This is a genomic window from Pseudomonas sp. V98_8, from assembly GCF_029967975.1.
GTDB lineage: Bacteria > Pseudomonadota > Gammaproteobacteria > Pseudomonadales > Pseudomonadaceae > Aquipseudomonas > Aquipseudomonas umsongensis.
Genome location: NZ_JASCAE010000077.1, coordinates 18,713 through 39,563, shown reverse-complemented (window position 1 = coordinate 39,563; position 20,851 = coordinate 18,713). Strand labels below are relative to the sequence as shown.

The window sequence follows — 20,851 nt, the reverse complement described above, 5'->3', positions numbered from 1 at the left end:
ATCCAACACCGCCCATTGCCTATACGCCCTACGGCCACCGCACTGGTGAAAGCGGGTTACTCAGCCTGCTCGCTTTCAATGGCGAACGACCGGATGCGGTAACCAGGTGTTATTTACTGGGGAATGGGTATCGGGCGTTTAATCCGCTATTGATGCGGTTTAATAGTCCGGATAGTTTGAGTCCATTTGGCGAGGGCGGATTGAACTCGTATACGTATTGCTGGGGCGACCCTATCAATCTAATGGACCCAATCGGTCACAGCCCTATCGCACAAGCATTTATGTCAAAAACTCATACTTATATAAATAAATCAGCCTCCAGATCAGTAAGGAAAAAAATTATCAAAACACGAACGTCATCACCCAACGCAGTAAAAGAACTATTAACTGAAAAAGCCACAGAACTTAAAACCTTATTTGACGAAACCAATACTCTAACGGCCGCGAGAAAAGACACAGGAGATATCAGTAAATTCAGAATACCCGCCACTCTCGAGCTGGCCACCGATCGATATTTCCATCATTACAAAGAAGGAATCCGATACAACAAATCAGGAATTCCCGCACCGAAAAAACCCATTATAGCCATGAGCAAGTCAGGTCAAGAAGTATTGCGTACCGATTTTTTCGAAGACGCCGCAGCTTTCTTCCACCACCTAGCTAACGAGCACTTCCCCCCAAATGTAAAAAAACGCCTGGAAGAAGCTGCAGGGAAGACAATAATTAAAAGAGTACAGTACATCCGAGATTACGCATTGAGACACTTTAAGCCAGAGTAAAAAAGAATACAGGAGCCACCCGAGCTCTCGCCAGAGACGGGCCCAAGATACCGTCCGAACTATACGAGTGAACATGGAGGTTGGAGCTCGATCTACATCTCAGGCAAAACACTTAAGGAGCTGCCAAGTCCCTCCCTCGATGATCAGTCGAGAACTATCGCTCTGATAGAGCGATAGTCGAGATACCGCTGCCGGAGGCCGCGATCGTTTGCTTTGGATTTCAGGAATCGCGGCGCAAATCCGGCGGGATCGGCAAGTCATCCTTGAGCGGATCCGGCCGCTTGCCCTTGCCTGCGCGGTACTGGCGAATCTGATAGACGTACGCCAACACCTGCGCCACCGCCAGGTACAGCCCACCCGGGATTTCCTGTTCAAGCTCAGTGGAGTAGTAAATCGACCGCGCCAACGCCGGCGATTCCAACAGCAGAATTTCATTGGCCGTCGCAATTTCGCGAATCTTCAACGCCAGGAAGTCGCTGCCCTTGGCAATCAACATCGGCGCCCCGCTCTTGTCCGGGTCGTACTTGAGGGCCACGGCATAGTGGGTCGGGTTGGTGATGACCACGTCGGCATCCGGCACCGCCGCCATCATCCGGCGCTGGGACATCTCGCGTTGCAGTTGGCGAATCCGTTGTTTGACCTCCGGCCGCCCCTCCTGGTCCTTGTGCTCATCGCGGATTTCCTGCTTGGTCATCTTGAGCTTCTTGATGCTTTCCCAGATCTGGATCGGCACGTCGACGGCGGCGATGATGATCAGCCCGCAGGCCATCCACAAGGTACTCCACCCGACCACTTGCAGGCTGTGGGTGATGGCCCGGTCCAGCGGTTCGTGGGCGATGCGCAGCAGGTCGTCGATGTCCGCCGACAACACCGCCAAGGCCACGAACAGGACGATGAAGAACTTGGCCAGGGCCTTGAGCAGTTCGGTCACGGCCTTGGCCGAGAACATGCGCTTGAGACCCGCGCCGGGGTTCATGCGGCTGAATTTGGGTGCCATGGTGCCGGCGGAAAACAGCCAGCCACCGAGGGAGATCGGGCCGATCAAGGCGGCCAGCAGCAGGGTGATCATCACCGGCTGGATCGCCAGCAAGGCAATCTGCCCCGAATGCAGGAGGTAGGTGCCCATCGAACGCTGGTCCAGCACCACGTCACGCGACAGGGAAAAATTCAGGCGCATGAGGTCCATCATGTCCTGCGCCAGGGCCCCTCCGAAGACCAGCAGCGCACCCGCTCCAGCGAGCATGATCGCCAGGGTATTGAGCTCCTTGGAACGGGCAATCTCACCCTTCTCACGGGCGTCCTTCTTCTTTTTCTCCGTGGGGTCTTCTGTCTTGTCCTGACCGCTTTCGCTCTCAGCCATGCCTCAGCGCGCCTGTGCCAGTTCGCGTAAAAACTGCAAGGCCTCGGAGGCCAGCGGTTGATACTGGTTGAGAATGTCCGCCAGCCCGACCCAGAGGATGAACATCCCGAGCACCAGGGTCAGCGGGAAGCCGATGGAGAAGATGTTCAGTTGCGGCGCGGCGCGGGTCATCACGCCAAACGCAATGTTGACCACCAGCAACGCGGTGATCGCCGGCAGCACCAGCAGCAGCGCCGCGCCGAGCACCCAGCCGAGTTTGCCGGCCAGTTCCCAGTAATGGTTGACCATCAGGCCGCTGCCGACCGGCAAGGTGGTGAAGCTCTCGGTCAGCACCTCGAACACCACCAGATGGCCGTTCATGGAGAGGAACATCAGCGTCACCAGCATAGTGAAGAACTGCCCGATCACCGCCACCGACACGCCGTTGGTGGGGTCGACCATCGATGCGAAGCCCATGCCCATCTGGATCGCGACGATCTGCCCCGCCACCACGAAGGCCTGGAAAAACAGTTGCAGGGAGAACCCCAGGATCGCGCCGACGAGGATCTGCTCGGCAATCAGCAGCAGACCGCTCAGGTCCAGCGCATTCACCGGCGGCATCGGCGGCAGGCCCGGAGCGATGACCACGGTGATGGCGAGGGCGAAGTACAGGCGAATGCGCTTGGGTACCAGGGAAGTGCCGAACACTGGCATCACCATCAGCAAGGCGCCGACGCGAAACAGCGGCAACATGAACGTCGCCACCCAGGTACTGATCTGGGTATCGGTCAGCTGCAGCAGCGACGACATGGCTTAGCCGATAACCTGCGGAATACTGCCGTACAGCTGCAGGATGTACTCCATGAACGTCTGCACCAGCCAAGGGCCGGCGACGATCAGCGTTACCAGCATCACCAGCAGGCGCGGCAGGAAGCTCAAGGTCTGTTCGTTGATCTGCGTCGCGGCCTGGAACATCGCCACGACCAGGCCGACCAGCAGACTCGGGATCACCAACACCGCGACCATCAGCGTGGTCAGCCACAAGGCTTCGCGGAAGATATCGACGGCAACTTCAGGCGTCATGGCGAGACACCGCCGAAGCTGCTCGCCAAGGTGCCGATGATCAGCGCCCAGCCATCGACCAGCACGAACAGCATGATTTTGAACGGCAGGGAAATGATCAGCGGCGAGAGCATCATCATACCCATGGCCATCAGCACACTGGCCACGACCAGGTCGATGATCAGGAACGGGATGAAGATCATGAAGCCGATCTGGAACGCGGTCTTGAGCTCGGAGGTCACGAAGGCCGGCACCAGGATGGTCAGCGGCGCCTGGTCCGGCGTGGCGATGTCGGTGCGCTTGGACAGGCGCATGAACAACTCCAGGTCACTGGTGCGCGTCTGGGCCAGCATGAAGTCCTTGATCGGTACCTGGGCCTTGGCCACGGCATCCTGGGCGGTCATCTTTTCCGCCAGGTAGGGTTGCAAGGCATCCTGGTTCACCCGGTCGAACACCGGCGCCATGATGAACATCGTCAGGAACAGCGCCATGCCGGTGAGGATCTGGTTCGACGGCGTCTGCTGCAGGCCCAGGGCCTGACGCAGGATCGAGAAGACGATGATGATCCGGGTGAAGCTGGTCATCAGCATGACGAACGCCGGGATGAAACTCAGCGCGGTCATGATCAGCAGGATCTGCAGGCTGACCGAATATTCCTGGGCACCTTCGGCGTTGGTGCCCAAGGTGATGGCCGGGATCGACAATGGATCGGCGGCGAACGCCAGCGGCGCGGCCAGCATCATGGCCAGGGTCAAGACGATGCGCAGCGCGCCCATTACTTCTTATCCTTCTGATCCTTGCCCATCAACTCCATCAGGCGCTGGGCAAACTCGGGGGTAGCTTTTTCAGTGCCGCTCGGCACCTGCACCGGTTCCTTGAGCACATGCAACGCGGTGATGGTGCCCGGGCTCAGGCCGAGCAGGATCTGTTCGTTGCCGACTTGCACGAGCATCAAGCGATCACGGGGCCCCAGCGCGCGGGAGCCGATCAACTCGATGACCTGACCCTTGCCGGCCGGCCCGGCGTGTTGCACCCGGCGCAAGAGCCAGGCGAGGAAGAAAATCAGCCCCAGCACCAGCAATAAACCCAGCACAAGCTGCGTCAACTGCCCGGTCACGCCGCTGTTGACCGCGGGCGCGACGGCGGCATTGGCGACAGGCTCGGCGGCCAGCACAAGGCCTGGCAACGCCAGGGCCAGCCCCGAAAACAACCCCAGGAGCCTTTTCACTCAGCGCAGCTTCTTGATGCGTTCGCTTGGGCTGATCACGTCGGTCAGGCGGATGCCGAACTTCTCGTTGACCACCACCACTTCGCCATGGGCGATCAGGGTGCCGTTGACCAGCACGTCCAGCGGCTCACCGGCCAGGCGATCCAGTTCAATGACCGAGCCCTGGTTGAGCTGCAACAGGTTGCGGATGTTGATGTCGGTGCTGCCGACCTCCATGGAGATCGACACCGGGATATCGAGGATCACGTCCAGGTTCGGGCCTTCGAGACTCACCGGCTCGTTGTTTTTCGGCACGCTGCCAAACTCTTCCATGGGCAGGCGGTTGGACGAGGAACGGCCAGCATCGGCGGCCAGCAATGCGTCGATATCGGCCTGCCCGGCGTCGCCGGTTTCTTCCAGGGCCGCAGCCCACTCATCAGCCAGCGCCTGATCGTCCAGGGTATTCATATTGTCAGCCATCATTTGTCCTCGGCGAACAACTCTTCAATTAGAAGAGTTGATTAATAGGGGGAGTCGCGCCGCCTCAACGGCGCTCGATCGGCTCGATCACTTGCAGTGCAAGGTTGCCCTTGTGCGAACCCATCTTGACCTTGAAGGCCGGCACGCCGTTGGCGCGCATGACCAGTTCTTCCTGCATGTCCACGGGAATCACGTCCCCCGGCTGCATGTGCAGGATGTCGCGCAGCTTCAACTGGCGACGGGCAACCGTGGCGTTGATCGGTACATCGACGTCCATCACGTCCTGGCGCAAGGCGTTGACCCAGCGTTCGTCCTGGTCGTCCAGGTCGGACTGGAAGCCGGCATCGAGCATTTCGCGCACCGGTTCGATCATCGAGTAAGGCATGGTCACGTGCAGGTCGCCGCCACCGCCATCGAGTTCGATGTGGAAGGTCGACACCACAATGGCTTCGCTCGGGCCGACGATATTGGCCATGGCCGGGTTCACTTCCGAGTTGATGTACTCGAAGTTCACTTCCATGATCGCCTGCCAGGCTTCCTTCAAATCGACGAATGCCTGCTCCAGGACCATGCGCACCACGCGCAATTCGGTCGGGGTGAACTCACGGCCTTCGATCTTGGCGTGACGGCCATCGCCGCCGAAGAAGTTGTCCACCAGCTTGAACACCAGCTTGGCGTCGAGGATGAACAGCGCCGTGCCGCGCAGCGGCTTGATCTTGACCAGGTTGAGGCTGGTCGGCACGTACAGCGAGTGCACGTATTCGCCGAACTTCATCACCTGCACACCACCGACCGCCACGTCTGCCGAGCGGCGCAGCATGTTGAACATGCTGATGCGCGTGTAGCGGGCAAAACGCTCGTTGATCATCTCCAGCGTCGGCATGCGTCCACGGACGATGCGATCCTGGCTGGTCAGGTCGTAGCTCTTGACGGTGCCGGGTTCGGCAGCGATATCGGTCTGTACCAGACCATCGTCGACGCCATGCAACAGCGCGTCGATCTCATCCTGGGACAGCAGGTCCTGCACGGCCATGTCGTGTTCCTACTGCAGTACGAAATTAGTGAAAAGCAACTGTTCGATCACCACTTTGCCGAGCTCTTTCTGCGCCACTTCCTGGACGCTGGCGGTGGCCTTCTGGCGCAACATTTCCTGGCCGACCGGCGAGGCGAGGGTCGCGAAATCCTGACCGGAGAACAGCATCACCAGGTTGTTGCGGATCACCGGCATGTGCACCTTGAGCGCGTCCAGATCCGCCTGGTTGCGCGCAAGCATGGTAATGCTCACTTGCATGTAGCGCTGGCGCCCGTTCTGGTTGTAGTTGGCCACGAACGCCGGGGCCATCGGCTCGAAAACGGCAGGCTGCTTGCCCGCGGGGCTGGTTTCGCTCAGGACGGCAGGCTTGCTCTGGGCACTGTGCATGAAGTACCAGGTCGCCCCCACGGACAAGCCGATCGCCAGCAACAGCGCCACCACGATCAAGATGATCAGCTTGAGTTTGCCTTTGGTTGCGGGGTCTTTTACTGCTGCGTCGCTCTTCGCCATGCCAATAATCCGTCACTATTCGGTTTTTACAGTCGCGCGACTAGGCAAGAGCAAGTGTTATGCCAGAAGCAAAAGATCGCAGCCTGCGGCAGCTCCTACATTGGACTGCGTACATCCTGTAGGAGCTGCCGAAGGCTGCGATCTTTTAGGGGGCGCCGCGAATTATCAGGCGTAATAATCGACTGCGCTGGAGCCAATCACGCTAGTCGGACTGGCCGCAACTTGGGTAACGCTGGCCGAAAGCTCGTCATCCATCGAATCAAGGCGACCGCCGCCGGCACTGCCGCGCCCGCTCTGCGCCTGATGTTGTTGCGCCTGGTCCTGGGATCCTCGGGACTGGTCCGAGACGTTGACGTCAACCTGGCCCATGCCCTGCTGGGTGAACATGTCGCGCAAACGCTGCATCTGCCCGTCCAGCGCTTCACGCACGCCCGGATGCGCGCTCATGAACGTCACTTGGGTCTGCTGATCGGGCACCATGTTCACCCGAATGTCGAGACGACCGAGTTCGGCCGGCTGCAACTGGATGTCGGCGGCCTTGAGATTGGCGCTGGACAGGTACATGACCCGATTCACCACTTCTTCGGTCCAGCCGCTCTGATGCATCGCGATGGGCTGGTTGACCGGCAGGGCGTTGGCGGTTTTTGGCGTCGCTGCCTGGGTCAGTGCCGCCAGGCGGTTTGCGAAATCGTCGACCCGGGTATCGCTGCTGGCAGACTTGAGGTCCTTGAGCCCATCATCGATCAGGCCACTGAAGGCCTGGTCGCCGCCCTGGTCGGTACTGTCCTTGTCGGTTTGCACGTCGAGCATGTTTGCCATGCCGGCGGCGAAGGTCTGCGCTGCGGTCCGTGCACCGTCGACCTCTGTCGGAGGTGCCTTGGGTTGTGTCTGGCTTGAGGCCGAGACATGGCCACTCTGCTCCATGGCCATGCGCAGGGCTGGCAGGGCGTCCAGTGGGTCGGCTTCGGGATCGAATCCTGTGTCAGTGGCGGGGACGGCTGGCGGGATGACCGCCGCAACGGGCGCTTCGACGGCTGGCTGATCAGCTACAACAGGCGCCGCGACGACAAGCACCGCGGCAGGATCAACCGGCGCCGCTTCGACGCCCCCTGCCTGTTCGTCCGTCGCATCGGCGCTGTCCTGCGTGTCGTCGGCTTGCGCCGGTTTGTCGGCGGGCAAGCTTTTGCCGCTATCGGCAACGACAGGCGTCTCGGCGGCAGCGTTATCCTTGACGCCGTCCTTTTTACCGAAGCTGTCGGCCTTGTGAGGTTGTGGTTTCGAAGCTTCGTCAGCAGCCGGGTTGCGGCCTTGTGCGGCGTACACCTGAGAGAAGCTCGACGCCTTGTCCCCGGGCTCGGCGGCGACCTTCGTGGAAGGGGCGGCGGTGGCCTGACTCTTGGCCTGGGCGGCGGCCTGAAGAAGAGAATTTGGGGTAAAGGGCATGTAACGGTCTCCGCTGCACTGGGATCGTAGGTACAGTTGCAAGAGTTGATTGCAAGGGGCGGGCCAGTTTCGCCTGATGGCGACGAAAAGCGTCGTGCGCCTCAGCTCTCCGCCAGGGACCGTTGCCGCTCAGCTTCGTAAAGAGGCCGAACGATCGCGAACTCAAGGTCGATGGCAGTGATCAGCTCGTGGATTTCGGAGGGCGAAAGCTTTTCAGCATTTTTCTCAAGCTCGTCACATAGCGCGACAAGCTTGACGGCACCCATATTGCTGCTGCTGCCTTTGAAGCTGTGCGCCACGCCTACCAGCTGCGCAGCTTTACCTGCCTCGCGCAACGCTTGCAGGCGCTCTTCGGAATCGGCGAGAAAGGTATCCAGCAACTGCGGATACGCGTCCTCCATGACCTCGCGCAACTCGTTCAGCGCGTCGAGGTCCAGATGTTCATCAGCCACTTGTTCGCTCCTTGATCAAGAATTTATGGATTATGCCAGAGCCTTCCAGAGAAACTCCACGCGGGCACTTCGACCATCGTCAGACCAGCTTGCATTATGACCCAACTGACGGATCAGTCTGATGCCACGTCCAGACAGACGGACAGGATCGACGGGACGTTCCAGTACCCGCCCGACATCAAATCCCTTGCCGCTGTCCTCGACGCGAATTGCCAGGCATCCACCCTCGCCTTGCGGGGTAACCTGCAAATGCACCCGGACATAACCGTCCTCAAGCTCGTCCAGGCGTGCATTGCGCTGTTGATAATAGCGGGTGAAACCCGACACATCCCGCTTAAGGCTGGAATCCAGGCCTAGCACTCCATGCTCCAGGGCGTTGGAGTACAACTCGGCCAGAACGCTGTAGAGCGCCCCGCTTTGAGCCCGCAGACCGTGTACTTCCTGCAACAATTGCAAGAGGTAGGGCAACGGATTGAAGCGCTTGAGCGTTGCAGCGCGAAACTCGAAACTGGCCGACCAGTCCAGAGGGCAGGACTGGCCACTGTCGGAATAGATCGGCAGCGGCGGGCTCGCCTGCGTGGGCGCAGGCAGGCTGACCTCGACCATGCTGACGTCGTCGCGCGCCTCACCACGAAAGTCCCGAAGCGCCTGCTCGATATCCTCGAACAAGGTGTCGGGTTGACGATTGGCGGCAAATACCTGCTGCAACCGCTGCACACCAAACAGCTGCTCATCGGCGTCGCAGGTATCAATCACCCCGTCGGACAACAGGAATATCCGATCACCCAGGGCCATCGGAAACACTTCGGTGCGATCATCGAAGGTTGGCGGGCTCAGCACCCCCAGTGGCAAATGCCGCGCGGTCAGTGGCGTTCGCTCGCCACTGGCAACGCTGTGCAGGTAGCCGTCCGGCATGCCGCCGTTCCAGACCTCCACCGAGCGATTCTGGACACTCAGGCACAGCATCGTGGCGCAACAGAACATGTCCACCGGCAGGATGCGCTTGAGCTTGGCATTCATCTCGCGCAGGGTTTCCGCCAGGCCGTAGCCCTTGGCGGTCATGCCGTAGAAGACTTCGGCCAGGGGCATGGCGCCAACGGCGGCGGGCAGGCCATGGCCGGTGAAATCGCCGAGCAGCACATGCATGTCCCCTGCCGGGGTGAAGGCGGCCAACAGCAAGTCGCCGTTGAACAATGCGTAAGGCGATTGCAGGTAGCGGATGTTGGGCGCATTCAGGCAGCCGGAATGAGCCACCTTGTCGAACACCGCCTTGGCCACGCGCTGTTCGTTGAGCAAGTATTCATGGTGCCTGGCGATCTGGTCGCGCTGCTGCACGACAGTGGCCTGCAAGCGCCGCAAGCGGTCCATCGCCTTGATTTTGGCGGCGAGGATCACCTGGTTGTAGGGTTTTGCCAGAAAATCGTCACCCCCGACCTCCAGGCAGCGGGCCAATGCCTGGTTTTCCGACAGCGAGGTGAGGAAGATGATCGGCACCAGGGTTTCGCCCGCCAATGCCTTGATTTGCGCGGCCGCCTCGAAGCCATCCATCACCGGCATCATCGCGTCCATCAACACCAGCTGCGGCCGTTGCTGGCGAAACATTTCCACCGCTTCGGCGCCGTTGGCGGCCGTCAGCACTTGATGCCCCTGACGGCGCACGATGCTCGACAACAGCATCCGATCGGCGGCGCTGTCTTCGGCGATCAGGATCGTCAGCGATTCGAGTGCCGGTTGCACAGTGATCAACTGATGTCGAACAGCTTGTCGAAGTTGGAAATGGCGAGGATTTTCCTCACATCGCAACTGCTGTTGACCACGCGGATATCGGAATCGTCGCCGCCAGCGTGATCTCGCAACAGCAGCAGCATGCCCAGGGCGGAACTGTCGAGGTAGGTGGCTTCCTTCAGATCGACGACGACTTCGGCGAGCGACTTGTCTTCGTAGGATTGCCGAAATTCCTGATGCTTGGCGAAATCGAATCGTCCCTTGACCGATATCGTCAGCTTTTGCCCATCCGGGGACACTTCTGAAACGACTGACATGTCATGGCTTCCTTGTCGTTGGTAAACCTTCTTGTACAAGGTTTAGCATTGGGTAGAGGTTGGGGCAAATCAAGATCAAAAGATCGCAGCCTGCGGCAGCTCCTACAGAAAAATGCGTAACCCTGTAGGAGCTGCCGCAGGCTGCGATCTTTTCGAAGGCAACAATCAATATTGATCCTGGCGCGGCAACCGCTGGGACAATTCATCCAGCAGCTTTTGCTCGCGCTTGTCCTCCAGCGCCCGCGCTTCGTCCTGGTAGCGCTGGACCAGCTTACGCAAGCCTTCTACCCGGGCGAACGCCTGCTGCCAGGTGTCGCGCGCCTTGTTCAGGTTGTTCTGGTGCCAGGCCAGGCTTTGCCGCTGTTGATCGATGGCCGTGCCCAACTGCGCGAGAAAGCCCTGGTAGCCCAGCAGCCATTGGCCGGACACGCCACTGCTGCCGCGTACGATCCACTGTTCCTGATAGTCGAGTCGAAAGGCTTCGAGGTCGGCCAGCTTGCTTTCGGCCAGGCGCACCTGCCCCTGGAAGTGGCCCAGGCGCTGGACCGCGGTTTTCTCGGCCTTCTCGGCCATTTCCACCACGGGGGCCAGGCGGCCCGCCCGAGTCTGGGCCATGGCCGGTTAACCGCCCGCCGCGGGCGCGAAGATCGAGGCGAGATACGCCTCGCTTTCGCCCAGGCTGATGCTGTCGTTGAGGCCCTGGCGCAGGTATTTGACCAGTTGCGGCTGCAAGGAAATCGCCAGGTCGGTCTCGCGGTCACCGCCGGCGACGTAGGCGCCGACGCTGATCAGGTCGCGGCTTTGCTGGTAGCGCGACCACAATTGTTTGAAGTACTGCGCGCGGGTCATGTGCTCCGGCGAGACTACCGCCGGCATGACCCGGCTGATGGAGGCTTCGATATCGATGGCCGGGTAATGGCCTTCCTCGGCCAGGCGCCGCGACAGCACGATGTGCCCGTCGAGCACACCCCGCGCCGAGTCGGCAATCGGGTCCTGCTGGTCGTCGCCTTCGGACAGCACGGTATAGAACGCGGTGATCGAGCCACCGCCCTTCTCGGCATTGCCCGCGCGCTCTACCAGTTTCGGCAACTTGGCGAACACCGAGGGCGGATACCCCTTGGTCGCCGGTGGCTCGCCGATGGCCAGGGCAATTTCCCGCTGGGCCTGGGCGAAACGCGTCAGCGAATCCATCAGCAGCAGCACGTTCTTGCCCTTGTCGCGGAAATACTCGGCGATTCGCGTGCAATACATGGCGGCGCGCAGGCGCATCAGCGGTGCATCGTCGGCGGGCGACGCCACCACCACCGAGCGCTTGAGCCCTTCTTCACCGAGGATGTGCTCGATGAACTCCTTGACCTCTCGACCGCGCTCACCGATCAGGCCGACGACGATGATGTCGGCCTCTGTGAAGCGCGTCATCATGCCCAGCAATACGGATTTACCGACGCCGGTACCGGCGAACAGGCCAAGTCGCTGACCGCGCCCGACCGTCAACATGCCATTGATGCAGCGAATGCCCACATCCAGGGGCTCGCTGATCGGCTCGCGCTTGAGCGGGTTGATGGTCGGGCCGTCCATCGGCACCCAGTCTTCGGCCTTCATTCCGCCCTTGCCATCCAGGGCGCGTCCGGCACCGTCGAGTACGCGCCCGAGCATGCTCATGCCCATCGGCAAGCGACCGCTGTCGGACAGGGGCACCACCCGCGCACCGGGGGCAATGCCGGCTACGCTGCCCACCGGCATCAAAAACACCTTGCTGCCGGAAAAGCCCATGACTTCGGCTTCGACCTGCACTGGATGATAGCTGTCATCGTTGATGACCATGCAGCGGCTGCCCATGGCCGCGCGCAAGCCCTCGGCTTCGAGGGTCAGGCCGACCATGCGCAACAGGCGGCCTTCGAGGATCGGTGCGCCGGCCAGTTCGATCGCCCCGGCGTAACTGCTCAGGCGCTTGGTGAAACTGGTGCGCTTAAGGTGCATCGGGAACCGCCGCTGGTTTGCTTGCGCTGGACAGATCGATGCTCAGATCCGGCGCCGCCGGGTGCAAGGCCTGCTCGTGAAGCTGGTCGAACAGCTTGTCCATCACCTGCGTCACACGGGTTTCGACCGTGGCATCGATGCGGCTGTGTTCGGTTTCGACTCGGCAACCACCGGGCAACAGCGCCTCGTCCTCGACAATGCGCCAGGTTTCCTCATGTCGCTCGCGCAGGGCTTTGACCTGTTCGAAATCCTGCGGATTGATGTACAGCCGCACGTTGTTGACGCCCAACGGCAACAGCTTGAGGGCTTCGCGCATCACGTGTTCGATCTGCGTCGAGTCCATGGCCAGTTCGCGCTGGATCACCTGTTTGGTCATGTGCCGCACCAGTTCGACCAAGGACTTTTCAATCTGCGTGTCTTGTTCGGCGATGGGCTCGAACAGATGCGCCATCAACTTTTCAAGCGCGGCAACCTTGGCCGCCAACACCGCATCAGCTTCCTGACGAACCTTGAGCGTGGTGCTATGGAACCCTTCTTTTTCGCCCACCGCAAAACCTTCGTTGTAGGCTTCCTGGCGAATGCTCTCGAGCTCTTCGAGGGTCAGTGGCTGGACCTCTTCGAGCGGCACCTCCTCCATTTCCGGCGGCTCGGGTTCGGGCTCGGGCTCCGGCTCAGGGGCCGGCGGATCGAAGCTGGGCAGCGCCCAGGTATCGAAACCTCCGACATCCCTGGCGCGGATCAAGTCAGAGGGCAGCTCGTCATTCTTGGCCATGGCGTTAGATCATTTCCTCGGCGCCCTTGCCGCCGAGCACGATTTCGCCCGCTTCGGCCATGCGACGGGCGATGGTGAGGATTTCCTTCTGCGCGGTTTCCACATCGCTGACGCGCACCGGGCCCTTGGCCTCGAGATCGTCGCGCAACAGTTCGGCCGCACGCTTGGACATGTTCTTGAAGATCTTCTCCTTGACGCTTTCGTCCGAGCCCTTGAGGGCCAGCACCAGCACGTCGGAGGACACTTCGCGCAGCAACGCCTGGATGCCGCGGTCATCGACATCGGCCAGGTTGTTGAACACGAACATGAGGTCTTCGATCTGACCGGACAGGTCCTCATCGACTTCGCGGATCGAGTCCATGAGCTGGCCTTCGATCGAGCTGTCGAGGAAGTTCATGATGTCGGCTGCGCGCTTGATGCCGCCCAGGCTTGTGCGCGAAGCATTGGAGTTACCGGAGAACTGCTTCTCGAGAATCTGGTTGAGCTCCTTGAGGGCCGCAGGCTGCACGGTGTTGAGCGAGGAAACCCGCAGGATGATATCCAGGCGCACCTTATGGTCGAAGTTGCCCAGCACTTCACCGGCCTGATCCGGATCGAGGTACGCCACCACGATCGCCTGGATCTGTGGGTGCTCGTAACGGATCACGTCGGCGACCGCGCGCGGTTCCATCCATTTCAGGCTGTCCAGGCCGCTGGTATTGCCACCCAGCAGGATGCGATCGATCAGGCCGTTGGCCTTGTCCTCGCCCAGGGCCTGGGTGAGCATTTTGCGAACGTAGTCATCGGAACCGACGCCCAGGCTGGTCTGGTCGCCGACGATGTCGACAAACTCGCTCATCACCTGCTCGACCTGCTCACGGTGCACGTTACCCATCTGCGCCATGGCCACGCCGACACGCTGGACCTCTTTGGGCCCCATGTGACGCAACACCTGGGCAGCGTCGGTTGAGCCCAGCGACAGCAGCAGGATCGCGGCTTTGTCGACCTTGCTCAGTTTGGCGGCAATGGCTCGGTTATCACTCATCTGCGTTAATCCACTCTTTCACGACCTGGGCGACACGGCCCGGGTCTTCTGCCACCAGACTCTTGATTGCGTTCAACTGCGCGTCATAGCCTTCGCTCGGGCTCGGCAACAGGATACTGGTCGGGCCTCCGAGGCTGATACGGTCGTTGGCCAGCTCGCCGTCCAGGCCGCCCATGCCGCCGAGCTCGACGTCGCTGCCGATGCCCGCCAACTGCTTGCCTTTGCCGCCACCGGTGATGTTGTTGAGCACCGGACGCAACACACCAAACACCAGCACCAGAATGAACAGGACACCCAGCAGCTGCTTGACGATGTCCCAGAACCACGGCTGGGAGTAGAACGGCACATCGGCAATCACTTCACCGCGCTCGGTGGAGAACGGCATGTTGATCACGCTGACGCTGTCGCCACGACTGGCATCGAAGCCGACCGCGTCCTGCACCAGGCGGGTGAAACGGGCCAGCTCATCGGCGCTCCACGGCGCACGGGCGATTTCACCGTTGGCCGGGTTGATCTTGACCTGGTCATCGACCACCACCGAGACCGACAGGCGATTCAATCGCCCCTGCTGTTGCTTGGTGTGGCTGATGGAGCGGTCGAGCTCGAAGTTCTTGGTCGATTGCTGGCGCTTGTCCGCCGGATACGGTGCGAGCATTGGCTGGCCGGTGGCCGGATCCATGACTTGCTGGCCGTTGGCATCGAGCAATGGCTGGCCTGGCTGCACCATGCCGGCCGACGCCGTGGCGCCACCGGTGGTTTGCGGCGCCGAGGCTGGCGACGGCGGCTGGTTGCTCAGGGCACCCGGCACACCCTGCGGGCCGTTACTGGCGGTGCGCTGTTCGTTCACCGACTGCTCGCTGCGCAATGCCGGCTGGTCGGGGTTGAACTGTTCGGAGGTGGACTCGACGGCGCTGAAGTCGACATCCGCCGAGACTTCGGCCTTGTATCGGTCGTTGCCCAGCACCGGTTGCAGAATGTTGTGCACGCGCTGGGTGAGCATGCTCTCCATGCGGCGGCTGTAATCGAATTGCTTGCCGGCCATGGTCAGTTCGGAGTTTTCCGCCTGATCGGACAGCAGGTTACCTTTCTGGTCGACAACGGTGATCTGCGACTTGCTGAGTTCGGGAACGCTGGTCGCCACCAGATTGATGATGGCCACGACCTGCCCCGGCTCCAGCGAACGCCCGGAATACAGCTCGACCAACACCGACGCGCTGGGCTTGCGCTCGTCGCGCACGAACACCGAACTTTTCGGGATTGCCAGGTGCACGCGGGCACCCTTGACATTGTTCAGGCTGGAAATGGTGCGCGCCAATTCGCCTTCCAGGCCGCGACGGTAACGGGTCGCTTCCATGAACTGACTGGTGCCCAGGCCCTGTTCCTTGTCGAGGATCTCAAAACCGATGTTGCCATCGCTGGGAGTGACACCAGCGCCCGCGAGCTTGAGGCGTGCGCGGGACAGGTCTTCGGCCTTGACCAGCAAGGCGCCGGAATTGGGTTCCACGGTATAGGCGATATCGGCGGCCGCCAGGGTATCCATCACCTGCTTGGCGTCCATGCCGGCAAGGCTGCCATACAACGGACGGTAATCCGGCTGCTGGGACCACAACACCACGGCAAAGCCAATCGCCACGCTCGCGGCCAGGCCGACCATCAGCCCCACCTGGCGCAGCATGGTCATCTCGGAGAGGTTTTCCAGGAAGGACAACCCGAACAGCGGCGGTTTGCCGTCTACGGAGTTGGCCTTGGCCGGAACATTGTCAGCGATAGCATCTGCCATGACTCAATCTCGTCCTTAAACCGGCATCTGCATGATGTCCTGATACGCCTGGACCAGCTTGTTGCGCACCTGGGTCAATGCCTGGAAAGACACGCTGGCCTTCTGCGAGGAAATCATCACGTCCGTCAGGTCGACACCGCTCTTGCCGATCTCGAAGGCGTTGGCCAACGACGTGGAAGCCTGCTGGGTGTCGTTGACCTTGTTGACGGCCTGACCGAGCATGTCGGCAAAGCTGCTGCCATTCAATTCAGGGACGGCGGCAGTCGATTTCGGCGCAGACATGGCGTCCATTTGCATGGCCCGCATATCCAGCATCAATCGATTGAATTCAATACCTTGGCTCATGCTCTACTCTCTTTGGCGGCCCGCAATTTTTTGACGCTCACTCAGCGGGTAACGAGGTGTTAGCAACAAGGGTGCCAGCTCCGTGCCTACCTCAAACAAAAGCCGGCAGCGCGATCCCCCCTTTAGGAGCGAGGCTTGCCCGCGAAGAACGATGATGCGGTGTGACAGGTGCACCGCAGCGCCTGGTTCGCCGGCAAGCCTGGCTCCTACGGGAGAACCGGGCGTCACGGTGGATCAGGTAGCAAACAAATATGCTTCCACGTCCATTCCGGCATCGCGCATCTGCGCCAGCTTGTAGCGCAAGGTGCGCGGGCTGATGCCCAGGCGCTCGGCGGCCTCTTTGCGGCGGCCGCGCTCGGTGCGCAAGGTGTCGATGATCATCTGGAACTCGCGGCGCCGCAGGTCATCGCCCAGCGCGCCGCCAGACTCGGCCTCGACCGCCCGCACTGGCGTTGGCGCCAATGCCGGCAACGGCGCGCAAGCGATCGGTCCGTTCAGGCAGAAATCCTGCGGCTCGATCACCCCGCCCTGCTGCAGGATCAACGCACGCTGCAGCGCATTGTCCAGTTCACGCACGTTGCCCGGCCACGGATAGGCGATCAGGCACGCCTGGGCCGCGGGCGACAGCCTGGCCGCGGCATGCTTCATTTTATTGACGTGCCTGGCCAACAGTCGCTCGGCCAGCGGCAGGATATCGGCGGTGCGCTCGCGCAACGGCCGCCAAGCCAGGGGGAACACCGACAGGCGATAGTACAGGTCTTCACGAAAACGCCCCGCCGCCACCTCACCCGCCAAGTCCCGGTTGGTGGTCGCGACCACACGGATATCCAGGGCTGTCGGCTTGCGCGCACCCACTCGCTCAACCTCGCGCTCTTGCAACACCCGCAGCAACTTGGCCTGCAACCCCAAGGGCATTTCGGAAATTTCATCGAGCAGGATCGTCCCGCCATCGGCCTGCTCGAACTTGCCGGCCTGCGCCGCGATGGCGCCGGTGAACGAGCCCTTTTCGTGCCCGAAGAGCGTGGCCTCCAGCATGTTGTCCGGAATCGCCGCGCAGTTGATCGCAATGAACGGCTGACTGGCCCGATGAGAGTGCTGGTGAATGTAGCGCGCCAGCACTTCCTTGCCGGTGCCGGACTCTCCGGAGATCAGCACCGTGGAATCACTGCGCGCCACCCGCGCGGCCAACTCCAGCAACTGTGCACTGGCCGGCTCGAACGCCACGGGCCCTTCGCCATCGGTGGCGCCGACCCGACCCTGAGCGTGCCGTGCGACCAGGTCGAGCAGCGCCTTGGGCTCGAACGGCTTGACCAGGTAATCCGCCGCCCCTTGGCGCATCGCATCCACCGCGCGCTCGACGGCACCATGCGCGGTCATCAGCAGCACCGGCAGTTGCGGCTGTCGCGCCCGCAGCAAAGCGAGCAACTGATGACCATCCATGCCCGGCATGTTGACGTCGCTGACCACCAGATTGAACGCCTCGCCCGCTGCGGCCTCCAGGGCTTCCTGCGCCGATGCCACGGCCTTGTAATCGTGGCCGGCCAGCAACAGCGTGTCTGCCAGCGCTTCGCGCAATGCGCGGTCATCCTCGACCAGTAGAACCTTGATAGCCATGAGCTTCACTCCACTGCCTGGGCACTGTCAAAAAGCGGTAGCAGTACCTGCGCACAGGTGCCGCGACCGATCCGCGAGCGCAAGCGCAACTCGCCCTGGTGCGCCCTCGCGACCGCCTTGACCACGGTCAGGCCGAGACCGGTGCCCGTGGCCTTGGTGGTAAAAAATGGCTCCCCCAGACGCGCCAGCACCGCTTCGTCGATACCGCTGCCGCTATCGCTGACGCACAAGCGCAGGTTATTGCCACGGGTGTAGAGGTGCACCTTCAAGCGCACGTCAGCGGCACTGGCCTGAATGGCGTTTTCGATCAGATTGAGGACCGCACCCACCAGGGTGTCGCGATTGCACAGCAGTTCGCCGGCATGGGCGTCGCATTGCCAGCGAATCGGCAAGTCCTGCACATGCGCCAGGGCCGCCGCCTGGAGTGATTGCATCAGCTGCGCCGGCGTCACGCGGTCGGTCAATGGCAGCTCGCCGCGCGCGAACACCAGCATGTCGCGCACCTGATGTTCCAGCTCATGCAAGCGCTCCTTGAGCCGCCCGGCGAAGCGCTGCTGGGTGGCCACCGGCAGCGCCTGCTCGGTTAAGTGGCTGGCATAGAGCAAGGCCGCGGACAATGGCGTGCGAATCTGATGCGCCAGCGACGCCACCATGCGCCCCAGGGAAGACAGGCGTTCGTGGCGCGCCAGTTGATCTTGCAGATGACGGGTCTCGGTAAGGTCGTTGAGCAGCACCAGCTGCCCAGGCTCGGCATCCAGCGAACGGGTGGCAATCGACAGGCGCCTACCATCCTTGAGGGAGACTTCATGACCGTCGTCTTCACGGGGCGCAAAGCAACGGGCAATGACCTGTCGCCACAGCTCACCTTCGAGGGGCAGGCCGAGCAGTTCGCACGCCGCCGGATTGGCTTCGCGCACGATGCCCTGGGCGTCGATGACGATGATGCCACCAGGTAAAAGGTCGAGCAGATGCTGCAGGCGATTGGCCAGGCGTTCTTTCTCCGCCAGCTCCTGCATGCGCTGGGCGCTGACCACCGCCAACTCCCCCTTGAGCTCGGTCACCCGGGCTTCGAGCATGCTGTAGGAGTTGGTCAATTGGCTCGACATCTGGTTGAACAGGGCAAACGCCTGCTCAAGGCCAAGCCGGCTCGCCTGCTCTACCGACGACGATTGCCCCAGGGCATCCCCCAAGGTATCGGGAGCAGGAGACATCTGGGCGGATGGGGGCATGGGGTGCTCTCTCGCTTGGCTGACCGTCAGTGAAACGGAACGTTGCGAGGGCTATAGCAATACCCGTGCCTAAAAAAAACTGCTTGAACATGAACGACTTGAAAAACAGGCGTCAATCATCCGCCTGTTCATCACCGTCACGACGACTCATGCCGTACTTGCGCATTTTCTCCACCAGCGTGGTCCGGCGGATACGCAGGCGTTCAGCGGCGCGCGCGACAATGCCATTGGCATCGTCCAGCGCTTGCTGGATCAGGCCTTGCTCCAGGCCACCGAGGTAATCCTTCAGGTCCAGGCCTTCAGGTGGCAGCATGGCATGGGTGGTGAAGTCCGGGGTATGGCCGTTGATTGCCACCCGCTCTTCGAGATCGCTGCGCAGGGTGTCGACCAATTGCTCGTCTTCATCGTCGACGTAACGGAATTTCTTCGGCAGCTCGACCACGCCGATCACCCCGTATGGATGCATGATCGCCATGCGCTCCACCAGGTTGGCCAGCTCGCGGACGTTGCCCGGCCAGCCGTGACGGCACAGCGACATGATGGCCGCGGAGTTGAAACGGATCGAACCGCGCTTCTCGTGCTCCATGCGCGAGATCAACTCGTTCATCAGCAGCGGAATGTCTTCTACGCGCTCGCGCAGCGGCGCCATCTCGATCGGGAACACGTTCAGGCGGTAATACAGGTCTTCGCGGAAGGTGCCGATCTCGATCATGCTTTCGAGATTCTTGTGGGTCGCCGCAATGATGCGCACATCGACGCTCTGGGTCTTGTTGCTGCCCACGCGCTCAAACGTACGCTCTTGCAACACGCGCAGCAGCTTGACCTGCATCGGCAGTGGCATGTCGCCAATTTCGTCGAGGAACAGAGTGCCGCCATTGGCCAGCTCGAAACGCCCGGCACGGCTGGTGATCGCCCCGGTGAACGCGCCCTTCTCATGGCCGAACAATTCGCTTTCCAGCAGCTCGGCCGGAATCGCCCCGCAATTGACCGGCACGAACGGTGCCTCGCGGCGCTTGGAGTGGTAATGCAGGTTGCGCGCGACCACTTCCTTGCCGGTCCCGGACTCACCGAGGATCAGCACACTGGCATCAGTATCGGCCACTTGCTGCATCATCTGGCGCACGTGCTGGATCGCCCGGCTGGTGCCGACGAGGCTGCGGAAAAGATTGGGCTCACGATGCCGACCGCGCTCGCGGGCCTGGTCGTACATCTCGCGATAGACCTGGGCACGGTGCAGCGAATCGAGCAACTTGCTGTAGCTAGGTGGCATTTCGAGGGTCGACAGCACGCGGCGACGCTGGTCTTCCGGCAGGTCGATGGAAGAATTATCGCCCATCAGCAAAATCGGAAGGAACTCATCCCATGTCGACAGTGTCTTTAACAAGCCCTGAAGCGAACCCGGAGCGTTGACCGTCCCGATAAGGACACAGATCACTTCACGACTAGAAGATAAAGAGACGACCGCCTGCTGCCAGTCGTGGCTACCGCAGGGTAAATTTTCTTCGCCGAGAAAATTTAAAATCACCGCCAGGTCGCGGCGGCGGACGCTATCGTCATCGATCAGCAGAATTTTGGTTTCACGCCACATGCAATCGTAACTTCCCTAGTCGACCCGGTGCCCGAAATGAGTGGGCAAGCTAGACGCTTGCAGACCGTTAATGCCTGTAGACGCCTGAAATCTGGAAACAGCCACTAGTAAAGTCAAAAAACCGTTCACAGTCAAATTTATGGCGCAATGAGCACGGATTAAGCAGAAACTA

22 protein-coding genes are annotated in these 20,851 nt (G+C 61.2%); 1 reads left to right on the top strand and 21 read right to left on the bottom strand.

All coding sequences use genetic code 11. The features are described from left to right. Window positions 1–14: 14 nt before the first annotated feature. Window positions 15–779 (top strand): RHS repeat-associated core domain-containing protein, encoded by a 765-nt coding sequence (locus tag QLG10_RS23455; RefSeq protein ID WP_282488133.1) that lies wholly within the window; start codon window positions 15–17, stop codon window positions 777–779. 220 nt (window positions 780–999) lie between these two features. On the opposite strand, the gene flhB is transcribed toward QLG10_RS23455, so the two are convergent. From flhB to QLG10_RS23350, 21 genes are all read right to left on the bottom strand, one after another. Beyond that, window positions 1,000–2,139, bottom strand: coding sequence for a flagellar biosynthesis protein FlhB (gene flhB / locus QLG10_RS23450; protein WP_110746159.1), 1,140 nt, complete (start codon window positions 2,137–2,139; stop codon window positions 1,000–1,002). A gap of 3 nt (window positions 2,140–2,142) precedes the next feature. Further along, window positions 2,143–2,928 (bottom strand): flagellar biosynthetic protein FliR, encoded by a 786-nt coding sequence (gene fliR, locus QLG10_RS23445; RefSeq protein ID WP_179056143.1) that lies wholly within the window; start codon window positions 2,926–2,928, stop codon window positions 2,143–2,145. A gap of 3 nt (window positions 2,929–2,931) precedes the next feature. Further along, the gene (gene fliQ / locus QLG10_RS23440; protein ID WP_020796969.1) at window positions 2,932–3,201 is read right to left on the bottom strand and encodes a flagellar biosynthesis protein FliQ; all 270 of its coding nucleotides are present in this window, start codon (window positions 3,199–3,201) and stop codon (window positions 2,932–2,934) included. Further along, a complete protein-coding gene (gene fliP, locus QLG10_RS23435; protein ID WP_188265312.1) occupies window positions 3,198–3,956 on the bottom strand; it encodes a flagellar type III secretion system pore protein FliP in 759 nt (252 codons plus the stop codon). The genes fliQ and fliP overlap by 4 nt, the downstream gene beginning before the upstream one ends. Further along, window positions 3,956–4,408, bottom strand: coding sequence for a flagellar biosynthetic protein FliO (fliO, locus tag QLG10_RS23430; RefSeq protein ID WP_282488130.1), 453 nt, complete (start codon window positions 4,406–4,408; stop codon window positions 3,956–3,958). The genes fliP and fliO overlap by 1 nt, the downstream gene beginning before the upstream one ends. Then, window positions 4,409–4,867 (bottom strand): flagellar motor switch protein FliN, encoded by a 459-nt coding sequence (gene fliN, locus QLG10_RS23425; protein WP_179056147.1) that lies wholly within the window; start codon window positions 4,865–4,867, stop codon window positions 4,409–4,411. A 64-nt stretch (window positions 4,868–4,931) separates the two neighbouring features. Further along, window positions 4,932–5,900, bottom strand: a complete 969-nt coding sequence (gene fliM, locus QLG10_RS23420; protein WP_020796965.1) for a flagellar motor switch protein FliM — start codon at window positions 5,898–5,900, stop codon at window positions 4,932–4,934. 9 nt (window positions 5,901–5,909) lie between these two features. Then, window positions 5,910–6,410 carry a flagellar basal body-associated protein FliL gene (fliL, locus tag QLG10_RS23415; RefSeq protein ID WP_110746154.1) on the bottom strand — a complete coding sequence of 167 codons (501 nt, stop codon included), beginning with the start codon at window positions 6,408–6,410 and terminating at the stop codon, window positions 5,910–5,912. A 165-nt stretch (window positions 6,411–6,575) separates the two neighbouring features. Beyond that, window positions 6,576–7,853 carry a flagellar hook-length control protein FliK gene (locus QLG10_RS23410; protein WP_282488129.1) on the bottom strand — a complete coding sequence of 426 codons (1,278 nt, stop codon included), beginning with the start codon at window positions 7,851–7,853 and terminating at the stop codon, window positions 6,576–6,578. A 101-nt stretch (window positions 7,854–7,954) separates the two neighbouring features. Continuing rightward, window positions 7,955–8,305: an Hpt domain-containing protein gene (locus QLG10_RS23405; RefSeq protein WP_110746150.1), complete on the bottom strand. Its 351-nt coding sequence runs from the start codon at window positions 8,303–8,305 to the stop codon at window positions 7,955–7,957. A 30-nt stretch (window positions 8,306–8,335) separates the two neighbouring features. Next, the gene (locus QLG10_RS23400) at window positions 8,336–10,042 is read right to left on the bottom strand and encodes a fused response regulator/phosphatase (protein WP_282488132.1); all 1,707 of its coding nucleotides are present in this window, start codon (window positions 10,040–10,042) and stop codon (window positions 8,336–8,338) included. A gap of 5 nt (window positions 10,043–10,047) precedes the next feature. Next, entirely contained in the window at window positions 10,048–10,347 is a 300-nt protein-coding gene (locus QLG10_RS23395) for an STAS domain-containing protein (protein WP_282488128.1), read from the bottom strand. A 165-nt stretch (window positions 10,348–10,512) separates the two neighbouring features. After that, entirely contained in the window at window positions 10,513–10,962 is a 450-nt protein-coding gene (gene fliJ / locus QLG10_RS23390; RefSeq protein ID WP_033044922.1) for a flagellar export protein FliJ, read from the bottom strand. Between the two features lie 6 nt (window positions 10,963–10,968). Next, a complete protein-coding gene (fliI, locus tag QLG10_RS23385; RefSeq protein ID WP_282488127.1) occupies window positions 10,969–12,327 on the bottom strand; it encodes a flagellar protein export ATPase FliI in 1,359 nt (452 codons plus the stop codon). Beyond that, window positions 12,317–13,099 (bottom strand): flagellar assembly protein FliH, encoded by a 783-nt coding sequence (fliH, locus tag QLG10_RS23380; RefSeq protein WP_110746144.1) that lies wholly within the window; start codon window positions 13,097–13,099, stop codon window positions 12,317–12,319. The genes fliI and fliH overlap by 11 nt, the downstream gene beginning before the upstream one ends. A 4-nt stretch (window positions 13,100–13,103) precedes the next feature. Then, window positions 13,104–14,123 (bottom strand): flagellar motor switch protein FliG, encoded by a 1,020-nt coding sequence (fliG, locus tag QLG10_RS23375; RefSeq protein WP_110746142.1) that lies wholly within the window; start codon window positions 14,121–14,123, stop codon window positions 13,104–13,106. After that, on the bottom strand, window positions 14,116–15,903 hold the full coding sequence (fliF, locus tag QLG10_RS23370) for a flagellar basal-body MS-ring/collar protein FliF (RefSeq protein ID WP_110746140.1): 1,788 nt from the start codon (window positions 15,901–15,903) through the stop codon (window positions 14,116–14,118). The genes fliG and fliF overlap by 8 nt, the downstream gene beginning before the upstream one ends. 15 nt (window positions 15,904–15,918) lie before the next feature. Next, entirely contained in the window at window positions 15,919–16,248 is a 330-nt protein-coding gene (gene fliE, locus QLG10_RS23365; protein WP_033044919.1) for a flagellar hook-basal body complex protein FliE, read from the bottom strand. A gap of 234 nt (window positions 16,249–16,482) precedes the next feature. Then, window positions 16,483–17,862: a sigma-54 dependent transcriptional regulator gene (locus tag QLG10_RS23360; protein WP_282488126.1), complete on the bottom strand. Its 1,380-nt coding sequence runs from the start codon at window positions 17,860–17,862 to the stop codon at window positions 16,483–16,485. Window positions 17,863–17,867: 5 nt separating this feature from the next. Next, entirely contained in the window at window positions 17,868–19,091 is a 1,224-nt protein-coding gene (locus QLG10_RS23355) for an ATP-binding protein (protein WP_110746136.1), read from the bottom strand. Between the two features lie 112 nt (window positions 19,092–19,203). After that, the gene (locus QLG10_RS23350) at window positions 19,204–20,679 is read right to left on the bottom strand and encodes a sigma-54 dependent transcriptional regulator (RefSeq protein ID WP_110746134.1); all 1,476 of its coding nucleotides are present in this window, start codon (window positions 20,677–20,679) and stop codon (window positions 19,204–19,206) included. Window positions 20,680–20,851: the final 172 nt, after the last annotated feature.

Coding starts and splice junctions, on each gene's coding strand:
- flhB (WP_110746159.1), bottom strand. CDS start 2,139: ATGGCTGAGAGCGAAAGCGGTCAGGACAAGACAGAAGACCCCACGGAG.
- fliR (WP_179056143.1), bottom strand. CDS start 2,928: ATGTCGTCGCTGCTGCAGCTGACCGATACCCAGATCAGTACCTGGGTG.
- fliQ (WP_020796969.1), bottom strand. CDS start 3,201: ATGACGCCTGAAGTTGCCGTCGATATCTTCCGCGAAGCCTTGTGGCTG.
- fliP (WP_188265312.1), bottom strand. CDS start 3,956: ATGGGCGCGCTGCGCATCGTCTTGACCCTGGCCATGATGCTGGCCGCG.
- fliN (WP_179056147.1), bottom strand. CDS start 4,867: ATGGCTGACAATATGAATACCCTGGACGATCAGGCGCTGGCTGATGAG.
- fliM (WP_020796965.1), bottom strand. CDS start 5,900: ATGGCCGTGCAGGACCTGCTGTCCCAGGATGAGATCGACGCGCTGTTG.
- fliL (WP_110746154.1), bottom strand. CDS start 6,410: ATGGCGAAGAGCGACGCAGCAGTAAAAGACCCCGCAACCAAAGGCAAA.
- QLG10_RS23410 (WP_282488129.1), bottom strand. CDS start 7,853: ATGCCCTTTACCCCAAATTCTCTTCTTCAGGCCGCCGCCCAGGCCAAG.
- QLG10_RS23395 (WP_282488128.1), bottom strand. CDS start 10,347: ATGTCAGTCGTTTCAGAAGTGTCCCCGGATGGGCAAAAGCTGACGATA.
- fliJ (WP_033044922.1), bottom strand. CDS start 10,962: ATGGCCCAGACTCGGGCGGGCCGCCTGGCCCCCGTGGTGGAAATGGCC.
- fliI (WP_282488127.1), bottom strand. CDS start 12,327: ATGCACCTTAAGCGCACCAGTTTCACCAAGCGCCTGAGCAGTTACGCC.
- fliH (WP_110746144.1), bottom strand. CDS start 13,099: ATGGCCAAGAATGACGAGCTGCCCTCTGACTTGATCCGCGCCAGGGAT.
- fliG (WP_110746142.1), bottom strand. CDS start 14,123: ATGAGTGATAACCGAGCCATTGCCGCCAAACTGAGCAAGGTCGACAAA.
- fliF (WP_110746140.1), bottom strand. CDS start 15,903: ATGGCAGATGCTATCGCTGACAATGTTCCGGCCAAGGCCAACTCCGTA.
- fliE (WP_033044919.1), bottom strand. CDS start 16,248: ATGAGCCAAGGTATTGAATTCAATCGATTGATGCTGGATATGCGGGCC.
- QLG10_RS23360 (WP_282488126.1), bottom strand. CDS start 17,862: ATGGCTATCAAGGTTCTACTGGTCGAGGATGACCGCGCATTGCGCGAA.
- QLG10_RS23355 (WP_110746136.1), bottom strand. CDS start 19,091: ATGCCCCCATCCGCCCAGATGTCTCCTGCTCCCGATACCTTGGGGGAT.
- QLG10_RS23350 (WP_110746134.1), bottom strand. CDS start 20,679: ATGTGGCGTGAAACCAAAATTCTGCTGATCGATGACGATAGCGTCCGC.